The sequence below is a fragment of the Nocardia tenerifensis NBRC 101015 genome, from assembly GCF_000308715.1.
GTDB classification, from domain to species: Bacteria; Actinomycetota; Actinomycetes; order Mycobacteriales; family Mycobacteriaceae; genus Nocardia; species Nocardia tenerifensis.
Genome location: NZ_BAGH01000161.1, coordinates 1 through 16,714 on the forward strand (window position 1 = coordinate 1; position 16,714 = coordinate 16,714).

The window sequence follows — 16,714 nt, forward strand, 5'->3', positions numbered from 1 at the left end:
CTCGATGAGGGCGTGGTCCACCGCGGTGCCCAAACCAGTTGGGCCGGTGGGAATGCGGCTCTCGGTCGGTCGACTGAGCCAGGAGTCGGCGCCGGACGGTGTCGCACCGCGCGTTTCCGCCGGAACATGCGGCTCGACCAGGGCTGGATTCGACGTGGTGACACTCGGCGGTGTCGTCAATGTCGATGAGATGTACTCGGTTCCGGCCCCGGCGGTCGGCGGCGTGATCAGCAGCGCGACGCTACCGAGCCCCTTCGGACCGAGGAGACCGGGCCGGGCGTGGGCGTCCGGGGCCGGCGCATCGGGTACCGCCGAGTCGGCGGCCCCGGCCTCCGCCGCGGTGGGAAATCCATTGTGCGGCAACGTCGCCGGGGCGCCGCCATTGAGGTCGGAGAGCAGCGCGGTGACGGCGTCGGCGATCTCGTGGGTGGCGGGCACCGCCACGGTGCGGGACAACATAGACACGGTTCATCCCCCCGTCAGTCCGTTTGCCGAGCGACCAGGACATTGTCGAGCGCGCCGAGAGCGTCCGGCACCAGCACAGCGGCCGAGTAATAGCAGCTGACCAGGTAGGAAATGATCGACTGATCATCGATGCCCTTGAACCGGACGTTGAGGCTCGGCTCGAACTCGTCCGGGATGCCGGTCTGGTGCAGGCCGATGACGCCCTGGTCCTTCTCGCCGGTGCGCATGGCCAGGATGGTCGTGGTCTGAGTGTCGCTGACCGGGATCTTGCCGCACGAGAAGATCGGTATCCCACGCCAGGCCGGCACCCGGTGGCCGTCGACATCGACCGGGTCCGGGTACAGGCCGCGTTTGCTGCATTCGCGGCCGAACGCGGCGATCGCTTTCGGGTGGGCGAGAAAGAGTTTGGTGCTGCGCCTCATGCTCAGCAGCTCGTCCATGTCATCCGGGGTAGGTGGGCCCGACTCGCTGTAAATACGTTGCTTGAGATCGCAGTTACGCAGCAGCCCGAAGTCGGGGTTGTTGACCAGATCGTGCTCGCGCCGCTCGTAGAGCGCCTCGATGGTCAGCCGCAGCTGCTGCTCGACCTGGTCCATCGGATCGTTGAACAGATCGGCGACGCGGGTGTGCACACGCAGCACGCTCTGCGCCAGGCTGAGTTCGTACTCGCGGGGTCTGGCGTCGTAATCGACGAATGTTCCGGTGAGCATGGGCTCGCCGGCGTGACCGGACGCGATCTCGATCGCGGCCTCGCCCTTGGCATTCTGTGGGCGGTGGGGCACCTCGGCCATTCTGGACAGTTGCTCGCGCAATTGCGGCACGTTCTCCAGCAGCTCGTCGAGCGATTGCCGGGGGAGTACGAGCAGGGTTGTCTTGGTGACGGTTTTGACGGTGACCGGCCAGATGGCTTCCGGGTCGGTGAGGGCTTCGTCGCCGAAATAGCCGCCGCCGGCCACGATGCCGAGCTTGGTGTGCTCGTCGTATTCACCGGAGCCGATTTTGCTCAACTTGCCGTGCACGACGAGCGCGATCTGGTGCATCGGATTGCCGAATTCGGCGACGACGCTGCCCGGCTCCAGATCGTGCTGCTGGAAACGCTCGGCGAGGGCGCGCAGCACCTCGTCGTCGTCGAAGTCGCGCAGCGCGGGCAGTTCTCGGAGTTCGGCGGGGATGACGCGGGCGCGGCCGCCGTCGACGTCGAATTCGACCACGCCGTTGCCGACGGTGTGGGTGAGCCGGCGGTTGACCCGGTACACGCCGCCCTTGACCTGGGTCCACGGCAGCATGCGGGTGAGCCAGCGCGAGCTGATGCCCTGCATCTGGGGTTCGGATTTGGTGGTGTGCGCCAGTTTGGCGGCGGCGCTGGTGCTGAGGCTCTTGCGTACGTGGTTTTCCGTTTGGACCGGCATCTCGATGGTCATGCGATGTCCTCACCTCGACACGGACCACCCCGACGTGATCGGCGTGCGACACGTGACGATGGTTGTTCGGAGACGGCTATTTCGGCACAGCAAGCAGGGCGGGCCGCGGCCCGCTGAATCAGTCACTCGTTCGAAATGGCTTACGCGACAGTGCGTTCGGAGACGCTATCGATCGTAAGACGGTTAGCGGGCAGTACGCAGCGAAATGGCGGATGCGATTGCGGATGGTTACGACATGCCACCGATCGAATTGCCGGGCCATAACTTCGGTGCGCGAATCCGTCGAACCGGCGACAGGCAGCCGACGAGCGGTTACCGTGCGCGGTGCCCATTGACCCCGCCTAACGTGCATGGATCGTGTCACAGGGGACACATAATGGACAGACGGTATGGGAAGCTCGTCTGAACACATCGCGGCGTAGGTCGGGGACCGGAGCGGTATTCCGGTGCTACGCGGATGCGGACGATGAGGGTCACGTTCTAGGGTAGGGCCAGGAGCGATCTTGAAGTTCAGTGCGAAGGATTTGGTCGGATCGGCGCAGCGGTTGCTGGCGACCGCGCAGAACGGCCTGGAGGTCATCCGCTTCGGCGGGCTGACCCACGACGTCGAGTCGTCCCCGTTCGAGGTGGTCGAGCGACGGCGGATGTACCGGCTGCGGCACTACTTCCCCGACGACGAGACCCAGGGCCGCCCCGTCGCGCTGCTCGTGCCGCCGCTCATGGTCAACGCCGACATCTGGGACGTGAACGTCGCCGACGGCGCCGTCGGCATCCTGCACCGCGGCGGAATCGATTGCTGGGTGGTCGATTTCGGCTCGCCCGCGAGCGAGGAGGGCGGCTGGGAGCGCGACCTCGCCGACCACGTGCTCGCGGTCAGCAGCGCGATCGACGCGGTGACCGAGGCGACCGGCTCCCGCGTGCACCTCATGGGTTACTCGCAGGGCGGCATGTTCGCCTACCAGGTCGCCGCCTATCGCTACGGCAAGGGCGTGCAGAGCATCGTGACCTTCGGCAGCCCCGTCGACGTGGTCGCGGGCATGCCGTTCGGGCTGCCCTACGGGATGGTGTCCGACGTCGCCGATTTCCTGGCCGATCACGTGGTCACCCGGCTGCCGATCACCGATTCGATGGTGCGCATCGGCTTCCAGCTGCTCGACCCGATGAAGACCGCCAAGGCCCGGCTCGACTTCCTGCGGCAGCTGCACGATCGGGAGGCGCTGCTGCCCAAGGAGCGCCAGCGCCGGTTCCTGAACAACGACGGCTGGGTCGGCTACGCGGGCCCGGCCGCCGCCGACCTGCTCAAGCAGTTCGTCGCGCACAACCGGCTGATGCTCGGCGGCTTCGTGATTCGCGATCAGCCGGTCTCACTCGCCGAGTTGAAGTGCCCGATTCTCGCGTTCGTCGGCGAGGTCGACGATATCGGCCAGCCCGCGGCGGTGCGCGGCATCGTGCGGGCGGCGCCGAACGCGGGAGTGTACGAGGCGAACCTGGTCGCCGGGCATTTCGGCCTGGTGGCGGGCAGTACCGCGACCAACCACACCTGGCCGCTGGTGCGCCAGTGGATCGACTGGCTCGACCGCGACGCGCCGCTGCCGCCGGAGATCCACCCGATGGCCGAGCACGTCGACACCAACCGGCCCCGCTCGGCGGCCACCCGCGTCGTGCACACCGCCGCCAGCCTGGCCGAGGCGGGTACCGGAGTCGGCAAGGCGCTCGAGGGCATCGCCAGCAACGCTGTGCGCGGCTCGGTCGAGCTGGCCGGCGAGGCGGCGCGGGCGCTGCCGCGGTTGACCAGGCTGGGCATGATCCAGCCGCACACCCGCATCTCGCTGGGGCGGCTGATCGCCGAGCAGGGGCGTCGCGCACCGATGAAAGACCTGTTCCTGTTCGAGGATCGGGTGCACACCAACGCGGCGGTCAATGTCCGCATCGACAACGTGGTGCGCGGGCTCATCTCGGTCGGCGTCCGGCCGGCGATGCGCGTCGGCGTGCTCATGGAGACCCGGCCGAGCGCGCTGGCGACGGTCGCGGCGCTGTCGCGGCTGGGCGCGGTGGCGGTGCTGCTGGCGCCGGGCAGCGAGCTGGTGCGCGCGCTCGAGGTCACCGGTGTCGACACGGTGGTCGCGGATCCGGAGAACCTGCGGCACGCGTCCGGCACGGGCGCGCGGGTGCTGGTGCTCGGCGGCGGCGACGCTCGTCGGCTCGATATTCCGTTGAGCGACAAGGTGATCGATCTCGAGCAGATCGATCCGACGCAGGTCAAGCTGCCGGGCTGGTATCGACCCGATCCGGGGTTGGCGCGCGAGCTCGCGTTCGTGCTCGTCACCGGCACGGGCGACCGGCTGGAGACCAAGTACATCACCAACCACCGCTGGGCGCTCTCGGCCTTCGGCACCGCGACCACCGCCGACCTGAACCGCAGGGACACGGTGTATTGCCTTGCGCCGCTGCATCATTCGTCCGGACTACTGGTGAGTCTCGGCGGCGCCATCGCGGGCGGCAGCCGGATCGCGCTCGCCCGCTCGCTGGATCCGGCCCAGTTCGCCGAGGAGGTGCACCGCTACGGCGTCACCGTGGTCACCTACACCTGGACGATGCTGCGCGACATCCTCGACGCCGAGGTCTTCCCCGCCGGTCATCGACACCCGATCCGGCTGTTCATCGGCTCCGGCATGCCCGCGGGCCTGTGGCGGCGCACCACCGAGCAGTTCGAGCCGGCCCGGGTGCTGGAGTTCTACGCCTCGATCGAGGGCGACGTGGTGCTGGCCAACGTGACGGGCGTCAAACCCGGCTGCAAGGGCAGGCCGGTGCCGGGCACCGCGCGGGTCGAGCTGGTTGCCTACGACCCGATCGCCGAGCGGATCCTGGTCGACGACTCGGGTTACGCCCGCCGCTGCGGGGACAACGAGATCGGATTGCTGATCGGCAAGGCCTCCGGCGGGGTCGACATCTCCGCGGGCGGGCTGCGCGGGGTGTTCGCGCCCGGCGACTCGTGGATGCCGACGGAGAATCTGTTCCGTCGCGACGGCGACGGCGACTACTGGTTGATCGACCGCAAGGACACGGTGATCCGGACCAGGCGCGGGCCGGTGTTCGGGCAGCCGATCGTCGACGTGCTCAACGACATCACCGCGGTCGACCTGGAGGTCGCCTATGGCTTGGAGGCGGGGGAGCACTGCGTCGCGGTCGCGGCGGTGAGCGTGCGCAAGGGGTTCCGGCTCGAGCCGAAGGACGTGACCGAGGCGTTGCGCGCGCTCGAACCCGATCAGCGGCCCGATCTGGTCTACCTGGTCGACGATATCCCGCGCAGTTCTTCGTACCGGCCGTCCACCCGCGCGGTGCAGGCGGCGGGGCGGCCGAAGCCCGGGCCCGACACCTGGTGGTACAACCGGGCCTCCGACGCCTACGAGATCCTCACCGAGGACGACGTGCCGAAGATCCTCGGGGACTACTGAGCCGCCGAATCGAGTTGGGAAGCGGCCGGATTCACCGATCCGGCGGCCGCACCCGGTCGCGCGGACAGGTGGTGAGCGCCGTACCATCCCACGCTGACGTTGCTGTCCGATTTGTCAGGAGTACCGGGTGAGTACGAGCCTTATCTACCGCAACGCCACCGTCTACGAACTGCTGATCCGCGCGCTGTACGGCCGGTACTACACGGCTCGGTACCGCGCCGTCGCGGCGCTCGTGCCGGAGGGGGCCGGCGTGGTCGATCTGTGCTGCGGGCCCGCGACCTTGTACACCCGGTATCTGCGCGCCAAGTCGGTCCACTACACCGGCCTCGATCGCAACGAGCGATTCGTCGGCGTGGTCGACAGGGCGGGCGGGCACGGCAAGCTGTGGAATCTGAACTCCGACGCGACGCTGCCCGCCGCGGACTACGTCGTGATGCAGGCCAGCCTCTACCATTTCCTCCCCGACCCCGCGCCCGTGCTCGACCGGATGCTGGCCGCCGCGGGCAAGCAGGTGATCATCGCAGAGCCGGTGCGGAACATGGCCAGCAGTGAGAACCGAGTGCTCGCCGCCGTCGGCCGGCGTTTCACCGACGCGGGGGATGGTGTTCAGGCGCATCGTTTTACCGAGGCGACACTGGACGCGTTCTTCCGGCGCTACGAGTCGCACGTGGTGCACCAGGAGTTGATCGCGGGCGGGCGAGAGAAACTCTACGTGCTCGAGCCTTAGCTCGCCGCCGCACCCTTTCTGACGTCCGCACCCAGACTGGCCGTGCTGACACGCGGGCGTGTGCTAGAAGGTGTGGTGGCTCGCGTGTCGGCGCGGGCGCGTGTCGAAAGGCGTGTGCGGGGGTCGGCCGGGGATGGCGTGCGGCGGGTAGTTCGCGGGGCGGTGGGTGGTGAGGTCGTCCGTGGGCCGCCGATTGAAGCTGTACTTGCTCAGGCTTAGCTCGCCGCCGCACCTTTCTGGTTTCCCGCACCCGGACTCGCCGTGCTGACATGCGTGCGTATGCCAAAAGAGTGTGCGGCGACCGAGCGGATCTCCCCGCCGCGCGTGCGTCAGGCGGTGAACTCGGTGACCGCCTCGATCACCCGACCGACCTGCTCTCCCGTCAGGTCCGGCCAAAGGGGCAGGCGCACAATCGTTCCCGAGAACTCCGCGCTGCGCACGCACGGCCGGGGAGTACGGCCGAGCTTCAGCCCGGCGGGGCTGGAGTCCAGCGGCACGTAGTGGAACGGGGCGACGATGCCGCGCGAACGCAGATGCGTGATGAGGTCGTCGCGGCGTTCCTCGGTGGGCGTGCGCAGGTAGTACAGGTGGGCGGTGTGCTCGCGGTCGGCGGGGATGGTCATCAGGCGAACGTCGTTGCGGGCGGCCCACTCGGGGAGCGCGGCGGCGTAGGCGTCCCATACGCGGTGCCGGCCGGCCTGGATGGTGTCGAACTCGTCGAGTTGCGCGTCGAGCACCGCCGCGTTCAGCTCGCTCGGCAGGTAGCTCGAGCCGATGTCCTGCCAGGAGTACTTGTCCACCGCGCCGCGCAGGAACCTGGCCCGGTCGGTGCCCTTCTCCCGGATGATCTCCGCGCGCGCCATCAGGATCTCGTCGGTGAGCAGCAGCGCGCCGCCCTCGCCGCAGTGCACGTTCTTGGTGTCGTGGAAGCTGAGCGTGCCAAGGCTGCCGAGGGTGCCGAGCGGGCGTCCGCGCCAGCGTCCGCCGAGGCCGTGCGCGTTGTCCTCGACGATGGCGAAACCGTGCGTATTGGCCAGGGCGAGCAGGCGGTCCATGTCGGCGGCGACGCCGCCGTAGTGGATGACCACCACGGCCTTGGTCCGCGGGGTGATCGCGGCCGCCACCGACTCGGGGTCCAGGTTGCCGGTCGCGAGGTCGATGTCGGCGAATACACAGGTGGCCCCGCGCAACGCCATGGCGGTCGCGGTGGAGGTGAACGCGAAGCTCGGCACGATCACCTCGTCGTCGGGGCCGAGCTCGAGCAGCAGGGCCGCCATCTCCAGCGCGGAGGTGCACGAGGTGGTCAGCAGCGCGTGCGGCGCCCCGGTGATGACCTTCAGCTTCTGGGTCGCCGACTGAGTGAACGGCCCGTCGCCGTGGCTGTGGTCGGAACCGAGCACCGCCTCGAGGTTGGCCAGTTCGCGGCGAGCCCGGAACGGGCGGCTGAAGATGACGCGGTCAGTGCTCAACCCGGTCGTTCCCCTTGTTCGCAGTGGTCAGTTCCCTGGCTATCGGTCGCGGCGTGGGCGAATCGACGGTCAGATACAGCGGCTTGCCCACGAGAATATGCAACGCCACCCCGAGGTATTCGGCGATGAGCCCGAGCGAGAACAGGATCGCGCCGGAGACCAGCAGCAGCACGACGATCATCGAGGCCCAGCCCTCGGGCGCCCAGTTGTCGGTGGTCAGCGCCTCGTAGACGATGACGCCGGCCATCACGCCGCCGCCGAGACCCAGCGTCACGCCGAGCAGGCTGACCAGGCGCAGGCCGCGAGTTCCGCTGCACAGCACCATCTTCCAGAACAGCGAGAACAAGCGGCGGTAGTTGTAACCGGACTCCTCGCGGCCCTCGGCGCGCAGCTCCACCGGCACCTGCGCGACCGCGCCGACCACCCAGGTGAGCGCGACGTCGAGGTAGACGCCGTTCGAGGCGACCTCGGCGAGCTGGCGGCCGATGGCGCCGCGGATGAGCCGGTAGCTTTCGAACCGGGTGGAGTCGGGGAACGCGAACACCGTCGCGAGCACCAGCTTCGCGCCGCGTGAGGTGAGGTTGCGCAGGAAGCCGTGCGGGCGGGTGTTGGTCGGCTTCGAATACACCAGCTCGGCCCGCTCGGACAGTGCCGCGTCGAGGAAGGCGCCGATGAAGCGGGGATCGTGCTGGCCGTCCTCGTCCATGGTGACGATCCAGTCGCCGCCCGCGGCCGACATGCCCGCGATGGTCGCGGCGTCCTGGCCGAAATTACGGCTGAGCCAGATCGTGCGCACCTCGGGGTAGGCCCGCTCCAACTCCTGCAACACCACGTCGGAACGGTCCGGGCCGCGGTCGTGTACGAGGATGATCTCGTCGATTTGGAAGGTGGCGCCGCCCGGGGTCTCGGTGGGGCGGGTGAGCTCGTGCAGCTCGGCGACCAGGCCGCCGATGGTGTCCTCGCCCCGATAGATCGGCACGACCACGGACAAGGCGTGCGACCGCGACGGTCTGCCATTGGCGACGACCGGAGCAGTACGGGGCGTGCGGGAAGGAATCGGCATCAGCTGGATCGACTTTCGATGACGGTGCGTGCCGGTACTCCCCGCTGGACAGCAGGGCCCGAGGCGCCCAGAACTCTAACATGGTGCGGGTTTCGGGTTCGGGGGCGCGATGCCATGCCGTGCATGCCCCCATCATCATCGCGTCGGCGGCCGGATGCCAAGCGCCACACTGCTGTGTAGGGTTTGGAACTCGTGACGGATAGTGCAGTGTCGAGGGTGACGCGCCAGGGGTCCGCCGAGGTCGACGGGGGTGATCCGGTCGAGGTCGAGTCGACGGTCGTCGATCATGAGCCCACCGATCCCGGCCGCGCATCGCGTCGCACCGTGTACCTGTGTGGGCTCGTCACCGCCGTCGGCGTGATCCTCGGCTACGCCTCGGTCCTGCTCGCCAATGCCAGGCACTTCTACACCGACGACACCGAGTCCCAGTACACCGGGCTGTGGGTCGGCCTCGGCCACGCGCTGCGCGAGGGCACCTTTCCCGTGCTGGTGCCCGAGCGGTGGATGTCGGGCAACAACACCATGGACGACGCGGGCCTGTTCAACCCGCCGCAGCTGCTGATCGATCTGATCGCACCGTCCGTCGACAACATGGCGCTCTACGCCACGCTCGTCAAACTGATCTTCGCGATCATCGCCGCGCTCGGCGTCTACCGGATCTGCCTCGCCTACGGCGGCCGGCCGGCCTGGTCGGCGGTCGCGGGCGTCGCGTTCCCGCTGTCGGGGTTCTTCCTGTTCTTCGACGAGGCCAGCTGGATGACCGCGCTCACCGGCACCGCGTGGATGGTGCACGCGTGGGCCTCGTCGGTGCGGTACACGCGTGGGCAGGCGGGGCCGATTCCGGTCTTCGTCTATCTCTATCTGACGATCTCCACGCAGTACATTTTCCCAGCAGTCGAGGCCGCGCTCATGCTGCTCGCCGTGGCGGTCGGCGAGCTTGTCTACCAACGCAAATGGTGGCCGGTGGCGCGGCTGGCGATCGTCGGCGGCTGCGCCGGACTCGCCGGCCTGCTGACCTTCCTGCCGAGCATGCTGTCGGCGAAGGTGACCTGGCGCGGCACCATGGAGATCAACAACGACCAGTTCCTCACGGTGCCGTGGTCGGAGTCGCTCAACGCCAGCCTGCCGAGTTCGCTGCCCGCCTTCACCTCCTGGTGGGGGTACGTGCAGCCGATGCCGGTCACTTATATCGCCTGGTTCCTGATTCCGGCGCTCGCGTTCATCGACTGGCGACGGGCCAGGGACAGCTGGCGTGAGCTGTCCGGCGTCGCGTTCTTCGCGGTCATGATGCTGATGTGGGCGGCGGGGCCCGGCTCTATCGGGCCGCTGCGCTGGCCGGTGCGGGTGCTGCCGATGCTCGCCATCGGGCTGCTGGTGCTGGTGTGCGTGCTGCTCGCGCGCTACGGCACGACGCGGGACCTCAGAAATCGCGGGATCGCCGCTGGGGTATTGATCTTGCTGCTCTGGGTGCGGACGTTCTCCGCCGACCCGCACGACGCGATCTGGCATGTGCTCGCGGCCGTCGCCGTCGTCGCACTCGGCATCGCGGTGCTCTGGCTGGATCGGGTCAAGGGCGTCGCGGCCGCGTGCGCGCTCGCGATCGTTGCCATGTTCCCGATCGCGTTCTTCCAGGTGCAGGCCGCGCAGCCGACCCCGATGACGTGGAACCTGCCGACCAACCGCTCCGACGCCAAGGCCGCCTTCCCGGACTTCCCCGGCACCACACTGCAACTCGCCGAGCGCGGCCTGCTGCAACCGGGGGACAAGAGCCTCGACGGCGCGTACGGCTCCCTCGTCTTCGGCAACTACGCCAAGTCGCTGGAGCTCACCTACGTCAACGGTTACACCCCGACGGGCCACTACTACTTCGGTGAGCTGCTGTGCATGCGCTGGGACAGCAGCGTCTGCCCGGACGCGCTGCGGCGCATGTTCACCGCCGAGCCGACCACCGGCCGCACCCTCGCCGATCTGATGAAGCTGGATCGAGTCGTGTTGCAGCGCGCCCTGTTCCCCGACGCGCGCAACCAGCCCGCGCCGGACGGCTGGAAATGGGTCGACTACCCCGGGCACGAAAAGTACATCTGGGTGCTCGAACGGGTGGACGGTCCGATCTCGACGGTGAACGGCCGGGTCGCGGCCACCAAGAACGTGACGGCGGCGTCCATCTCGGAGACCGACACCACCAGCCGGGTGCGGGTCAGCTCGCCGAGCGGCGGGCGCGTGGTGTTCTCCAGGCTCGGCTGGCCCGGCTACCGCGTGACCATCGACGGCAAGCAGATCCCGATCACCACGGTGGCGAAATCCTTTGTCGCCGTTGATATTCCCGCCGGTACGCAGAACGCGGAGCTGGTGCTGACCTGGCGTCCGCCGGGCTGGAAGATCGGCATCGGCGCGCTCGTGGCCGGGGTCGTCGGCGTCGGCGTGCTGCAGTGGCTGTACGTGCGGTCGCGGCGGCGTGCGAAGGAGTCGGCCGCCGCGAGGTAGGGTCTGGAACTCGTGGTGGAAAGCAGCGCCCTCGCCCGGCGGGACGTGTACAAGTGGGGCCTCATAACCGCGCTCGGCGTGGTGGCCGGATACGGTGCCGTCCTGCTGGCCAATGTCCGGCATTTCTACACCGACGACACCGAGTCGCAGTACGCCCCGCTGTGGGTGATGCTCGGGAATCGCCTGCGCGACGGGCAGTTCCCCGCGATGGTCCCCGAGCACTGGATGGCGGGCAACTACACCATCGAAGAGGCCGGGCTGCTGAATCCGCCGCAGCTGCTGATCGATCTGATCGCGCCCTCGGTGGACAACGTCGCGCTCTACGCCACGATCGTGAAGTTGATCTTCGCGATCGTGCTCGGGCTCGGGGTGTATCGCGTGTGCCTGGTCTACGGGGCCAGCGCGCCGTGGGCCGCGGTGGCGGGCATCTCGATTCCGTTCAGCGGGTGGTTGCTGTTCTTCGACGAGGCGAGTTGGTATACGGCGTTCGTCGGTACGGCGTGGTTGGTGCATGCGTGGGCTTCGGGTGTGCGTTACGCGCGGGGGAGTCTGCGTGACCACGGAGGACGGAGCAGACGTCGCTTCGGACGCGGCGGGCCGATACCGACCTTCGTGTTCCTGTATTTGGCCATCTCGGTGCAGTACATCTTCCCGGCGGTCGAAGCCGGTTTGATGATCGGCGCGGTGGCCGTCGGCGAGGTTGTCTACCAACGCAAATGGCTGCCGTCGCTGCGGCTGCTCGCCGTGTCCGCGTGCGCGGCCCTCGCCGGCCTCGCGACCTACCTGCCGAGCATCCTGTCGGCGAAGGTGACCTGGCGCGGCACCGCCCAGATCAACAACGACCAGTTCCTGACCGTGCCGTGGTCGGAGTCGCTCAATGCCAGCCTGCCGAGCACGCTGCCCGCGTACACCTCGTGGTGGGGCTATGTGCAGCCGATGCCGGTGGTCTACATCGCGTGGTTCCTCATTCCGGCGCTGGCGTTCATCGACTGGCGCCGGGCACGCGAGAACTGGCGGGAGTTCACCGCCATCGGGCTCGTCGCCATCATGGGACTCATGTGGACCGCGGGCCCCGGCACCATCGGTCCGCTGCGCTGGCCCGCGCGCGTGCTGCCGATGGTCGCGCTCGGACTGCTGGTGCTCGTGTGCGTGCTGCTCGGGCGCTTCGCCACCTTCGACGGGTGGCGGCGGCGCGGTGTCGCGGCCGGCGTGCTGATCGGGCTGTTGTTCGTGCGCTCGTTCTCGGCCGCGCCGCGCGAGCTGGGTTGGCATGTGCTCGCGGCACTCTCGGTCGCCGCGCTCGGCGCCGCGGTGGTGTGGCTCGGCCGCAACAAGGGGATGGCCGCCGCGTGCGCGCTGACGCTCGTCGCGGTGTTCCCCATCGCCTACGTCCAGGTGCTGGGCGCGCAACCGACGCCGATGAGCTGGAACCTCCCCGAGAAACGCTCCGAGATGAAGGCCGCGTTCCCCGACTTCCCCGGCACCACACTGCAACTCGCCGATCGCGGACCCATCCCGCCCGCCGAGAAGAACCTGCGGGGCGCCTACGGATCGCTCGTCTTCGGCAACTACGCCAAGGATCTCGAGCTCACCTACGTCAGCGGCTACACCCCCAACGGACACTTCTGGTTCGGCGAGATGCTCTGCATGCGCTGGGACACCAGCGTGTGCCCCGACGCGCTGCGCCGCGCCTTCGATATCGAACCCACCACCGGGCGCACCATCGTCGACCTGATGAAGGTCGACCGCGTCGTCCTGCAACGCTCGATGTTCCCCGACGCCCGCAACCAGCCCGCCCCCGACGGCTGGAAATGGGTCGACTACCCCGGACACGAGCAGCAGATCTCCGTGCTCGAGCGAGTCGACGGGTTGCTCTCCACCCGCAACGGCCGAGTCTCGGCCACCACCGGCGTGACCGCCACCTCCGTCGGAGAATCCGATCTGACCAGCCGAGTCCGCGTGAACTCCGACAACGGCGGCCAGGTAGTCTTCGCCCGCCTCGGCTGGCCCGGCTACCGAGCCACCCTCAACGGCCACGACCTCCCCATCAAAGTCGTCGCCAAAACCTTTGTCGCCGTGGACATCCCCGCAGGCACCAAGAACGCGGACCTAGAACTCACCTGGCGCCCACCCGGCTGGAAGATCGGCGCAGCCGCAATTCTGCTCGGCCTACTCGGAGTGGGCGTCCTCCACTGGGCCTTCCTCCGAAGCCGTCGGCGAAACGACGGGCAGGAACTCGCGGAGACCTCGACAGACGAGCCGGTCACCCCACACCCAGACCTGGTCGACGCGAAGATTTAAGGGCGAACCCTGCGCCACCCCGGGCGCGCAACGGAGCTGTGAAGGGCGGCTGCGAACGCGAGCAGGAAGCGGCCCGCCGGGTGCGCGGCACAAGGCTGCCGGCCAAATTGCGTGGCACGAGGCGGACTGCTGCGTGCGTGGTAAGAGGCGGCCTTCGGTGTGCGCAGCACGAGGCTGCCTGTCGGGTGCGCGGCGCCAGGCAGACTGCTGAGTGCGGGGCGCGAGGCGGCCTGTCGGGTGCGCAGCGCCAGGCGGCTTGTCGGGTGTGGGGCGCGAGATGGCTTGTCGGGTGTGGGGCGCGAGATGGCTTGTCGGGTGCGGGGACGTGAGGCGGCTTGTCGGGTGTGGGGCGCGAGATGGCTTGTCGGGTGCGGGGACGTGAGGCGGCTTGTCGGGTGTGGGGCGCGAGATGGCTTGTCGGGTGCGGGGACGTGAGGCGGCTTGTCGGGCGCGCGGCGCGAGGCGGCCTGCCGGGTGGGAGGCGCGGGGCAGCCTCCCGGTGCGCGGCGCGTTGCGTACCCACCATGTTGACCGCGCGCCTCGGTCTTGGGATCGGGTGGTGACGGCCGTCGCGGCGGGCACAGCATTGGACCTGGCAGTGCGAGATGGTGTGCAGCAGCCGATCCCGCGGCCGTCGCATACTTTCTGGCATCCGCGCGCGTGTCAGTGCTGCAAGTCGGAGTGCGGGAGATCAGAAGGTGTGCGGCGGCTGCTTCGCGATCATGCTGCCTGTACTGGCGGCCGCTACTGCCGACGAGTGACCCGCGTGCTTCACGGCCGGGTGGTGCCGCGTGGCACGAGTTGGTGGGTGGGGCTGCTGGCAGCCCTGGCGGCAGACGGATGGTCGCGCGGAGTGGTCGCGGTGGTGGTCGAGCCTGGTGTGGGGCCAGTTGGCTCGGCGGTCACCTCGGCAGGATGGGTGCGTCCCTCGATGGGGTGGGGCGGGGAGGGGATAGAGTGCCTGGCGCGACTGGAGGTGGGCGTCTGATGGAATTCAACGGTGAGCGAAGTGTGGCGTCCGCGGATGTCGACGGGGGCGAGCCGACGGTGACCGATGGGGAGCGGTCGTCGGACGATGGTGCGCGCGTGATGGCGGACAGGGTGCGGTTGGCGACCGATGATGGACGCGCTGTAGGGGATGAGGCCCGGTCGTCAGACGATGGTGAACACGTGGTGGCCGATGGTGTGCGGTTGTCGGCTGCTGCGCGCTCGGCGGCGGCGGACGGGCTTCGATTGTGGACCGATGGTGGGCGCGCCATGGGGGAGGCGACTCGGTTATCGGCTGATGGTGGGCGAACAGTGGCGGATGGCGTGCGGCCGTCGGTAGATGTGGCGCGGTCGACCGGTGACTCGGAGGTGCGGGACGAGAACATCGGTGTGCCTAGTCCGCTGACGGAGCCGATGGCGCCGATGCCGGATGTCGACGCTGTGGCGGAGGCCAAGCCGGGGCCGCTGTTGCGACTCGTGCGTCGGCAGGAGGTGGCGTTCGCGGCGGTCGGCGGGTTCAATACCGCGTTGGGCATCGGATTGACCGTGGTCTGGCTGGCGGTGCTGGGGGACAACGTGCCGCCGTCGGTGGCGGTGGCGGCGGCGTACGCGGTCAGCATCGTGATCGCCTTCGTGCTGCATCGCACGCTGGTGTTCCGGGTGCGCGGCCATCTCGTGCGCGACTTCCTGCGGTTCGTCGCGGTCAACTCCGGTGGGCTGCTGTTGAATATGGCGCTGCTCGAGCTGGCCGTCTCCGTCTGGCACTTCCCCGACAAACCGGCCGCGGTCGTGGTGATGGGCCTGGTCGCCGTCGCCAGCTACTTCGGCCACCGCCACATCTCGTTCCGCCGCCGACCGCCGGTCGAGGCCGACAACGCCGTCGGGTAGGTTTCTGCTCATGCCGGAGCACACCTTGGACGCCACGCTGTTGAGCCTGTTGGCCTGCCCGCAGGACAAGGGCCCGCTACTGCTGGTCCGCGCGACCGAGGGCACCGTCCTCTACAACCCGCGCCTGCGCCGCGCCTACCCCATCGACAACGGCATCCCCGTGCTGCTCATCGACGAGGCCCGTGACGTCACCGACGCCGAGCACACCGATTTCATCGGCCAGCCCGCCGAATCCTGAGCAGTCGAGTCGTCGCTGAGAACCGCACGCGCTCAACAGATCCCAGCTCGAGCCGTCGCCGGGTCGATAACCTGCCCGGCGGCGACAACGTGCACGCTGCGGTTTCAACTGGCCGAGCCGATACTCAAACGCCCGAATCGCCTTCCACCGCAATCAGATCCGCGAGTCGCTGAGCGGTGTCGAAGTGCGGCGTGAGACGCGTTTTCGTCATCGCGAACGACGTGCCGCTTGCCACATCCGCATAGACGTAACTCCCACCTCCGCCGACCCACCCGAACGTGGTCGGTGTCTCCTCCGGCCGAGTCCCGATGCGCCCGAGCGGATACCCGAGGCCGAGCCGCGCCTGATTCCCGAAGACCCGGTCGGTGCCCTCGAACGCCACCGCCGTCACCTGCGCGAGCTGGGCCGCGTCGATGAGCCGACCGTCGAGCACCGCGGCGTGCACGGCGGCGATTCCCCGCGCGGTGAAGGTGCCGACCGACGGGATGTCGGCCCGCAGGATCTCGCGGCTGTTGCCCAGGTCCGCCGTCGGCCGCAACTCCCACGGCGCGAGCAGCGCATTGTCGGGCGAGGAGATCGGCGCGCCGTCCTCGAGCCGCGCCATCCGAGCCAGATCTGCTTGCGGCACACCGAAATACAACTCACCCTCGACGCCGAGAGGCGCGGCGACCCACTCGTGCAGCAGTTGTCGCATCGGTTTGCCGGTCGCCCGCCGCGCCACCTCGCCGACCAGGAAACCGAAGGTGAACGAGTGATACCCCGTCGCGGTCCCTGGCCGCCACCGCGGTTCGGCGTCGGCGATCGCCGCGCAGACCCGCGACCAGTCGGGCAGGTCGGCAGGCCCGATGTCCCGAGGTAGCCCCGGCACGCCGACCGAGTGGGTGAGCACGTGCCGAAGTGTCGCAGTCGCCTTGCCGTGAGCCCCGAACTCCGGCCACAACTCGACCAGCGCTGTGTCGTACTCGACGGCACCGGACTTCACCAGCAGATGAGCGATCAGCGCCGTCATGACCTTGCCGGCGGAGAAACTGAAGACCGGTGTCTGCGGCGTCATACCCCGCCCGGTCCCGCGATCGGCGAACCCTGCGACCGCGTCGACTACGAACGCCCCATGACGGTAAACGGCGACCTGCAAACCGGTTTCGGCATCGGTGTCGACGAGTTCGTCGAGGACGCGGTGAATCTTCTCCTGTAACGAGCGCATCGTCCTCACCAC

At 68.6% G+C, this 16,714-nt stretch carries 10 protein-coding genes and 1 pseudogene; 6 read left to right on the top strand and 5 right to left on the bottom strand.

Annotated elements, in window-relative coordinates; genetic code table 11:
* Positions 1-465, bottom strand: a pseudogene (locus ON39_RS12995) (hypothetical protein); the annotation flags it as partial.
* A gap of 14 nt (positions 466-479) precedes the next feature.
* On the bottom strand, positions 480-1,886 hold the full coding sequence (locus tag ON39_RS13000; RefSeq protein WP_040734059.1) for a family 2B encapsulin nanocompartment shell protein: 1,407 nt from the start codon (positions 1,884-1,886) through the stop codon (positions 480-482).
* Between the two features lie 503 nt (positions 1,887-2,389).
* Here ON39_RS13000 and ON39_RS13005 point away from each other — a divergent pair.
* Positions 2,390-5,341 carry an acyl-CoA synthetase gene (locus ON39_RS13005; protein ID WP_085998170.1) on the top strand — a complete coding sequence of 984 codons (2,952 nt, stop codon included), beginning with the start codon at positions 2,390-2,392 and terminating at the stop codon, positions 5,339-5,341.
* 127 nt (positions 5,342-5,468) lie between these two features.
* Entirely contained in the window at positions 5,469-6,068 is a 600-nt protein-coding gene (locus ON39_RS13010; protein ID WP_040734064.1) for a class I SAM-dependent methyltransferase, read from the top strand.
* A gap of 329 nt (positions 6,069-6,397) precedes the next feature.
* On the opposite strand, the gene rffA is transcribed toward ON39_RS13010, so the two are convergent.
* Both rffA and ON39_RS13020 read right to left on the bottom strand, forming a co-directional pair.
* On the bottom strand, positions 6,398-7,537 hold the full coding sequence (rffA, locus tag ON39_RS13015) for a dTDP-4-amino-4,6-dideoxygalactose transaminase (RefSeq protein WP_040734067.1): 1,140 nt from the start codon (positions 7,535-7,537) through the stop codon (positions 6,398-6,400).
* Complete coding sequence (locus ON39_RS13020; RefSeq protein WP_174412524.1) at positions 7,527-8,600, bottom strand: glycosyltransferase; 1,074 nt, start codon at positions 8,598-8,600, stop codon at positions 7,527-7,529. Before ON39_RS13020 ends, rffA begins: the two co-directional genes overlap by 11 nt.
* Positions 8,601-8,924: 324 nt before the next feature.
* On the opposite strand from ON39_RS13020, the gene ON39_RS13025 reads away from it, so the two are divergent.
* The 4 genes from ON39_RS13025 to ON39_RS13040 all read left to right on the top strand — a co-directional run bounded on the left by ON39_RS13025 (position 8,925) and on the right by ON39_RS13040 (position 15,498).
* Positions 8,925-11,084 carry a hypothetical protein gene (locus ON39_RS13025; protein WP_085998171.1) on the top strand — a complete coding sequence of 720 codons (2,160 nt, stop codon included), beginning with the start codon at positions 8,925-8,927 and terminating at the stop codon, positions 11,082-11,084.
* Positions 11,085-11,099: 15 nt separating this feature from the next.
* Positions 11,100-13,385 carry a membrane protein gene (locus ON39_RS13030; RefSeq protein ID WP_040734101.1) on the top strand — a complete coding sequence of 762 codons (2,286 nt, stop codon included), beginning with the start codon at positions 11,100-11,102 and terminating at the stop codon, positions 13,383-13,385.
* Positions 13,386-14,795: 1,410 nt separating this feature from the next.
* Complete coding sequence (locus ON39_RS13035; protein ID WP_040734104.1) at positions 14,796-15,260, top strand: GtrA family protein; 465 nt, start codon at positions 14,796-14,798, stop codon at positions 15,258-15,260.
* Positions 15,261-15,270: 10 nt separating this feature from the next.
* On the top strand, positions 15,271-15,498 hold the full coding sequence (locus ON39_RS13040; RefSeq protein ID WP_040734069.1) for a Trm112 family protein: 228 nt from the start codon (positions 15,271-15,273) through the stop codon (positions 15,496-15,498).
* Positions 15,499-15,622: 124 nt separating this feature from the next.
* On the opposite strand, the gene ON39_RS13045 is transcribed toward ON39_RS13040, so the two are convergent.
* On the bottom strand, positions 15,623-16,702 hold the full coding sequence (locus ON39_RS13045) for an EstA family serine hydrolase (protein ID WP_040734071.1): 1,080 nt from the start codon (positions 16,700-16,702) through the stop codon (positions 15,623-15,625).
* Positions 16,703-16,714: the final 12 nt, after the last annotated feature.

Excerpts from the sequence above, each read along its gene's own strand:
- ON39_RS13000 (WP_040734059.1), bottom strand. The coding sequence starts at position 1,886 with ATGACCATCGAGATGCCGGTCCAAACGGAAAACCACGTACGCAAGAGC.
- ON39_RS13020 (WP_174412524.1), bottom strand. The coding sequence starts at position 8,600 with ATGCCGATTCCTTCCCGCACGCCCCGTACTGCTCCGGTCGTCGCCAAT.
- ON39_RS13035 (WP_040734104.1), top strand. The coding sequence starts at position 14,796 with ATGCCGGATGTCGACGCTGTGGCGGAGGCCAAGCCGGGGCCGCTGTTG.
- ON39_RS13040 (WP_040734069.1), top strand. The coding sequence starts at position 15,271 with ATGCCGGAGCACACCTTGGACGCCACGCTGTTGAGCCTGTTGGCCTGC.
- ON39_RS13045 (WP_040734071.1), bottom strand. The coding sequence starts at position 16,702 with ATGCGCTCGTTACAGGAGAAGATTCACCGCGTCCTCGACGAACTCGTC.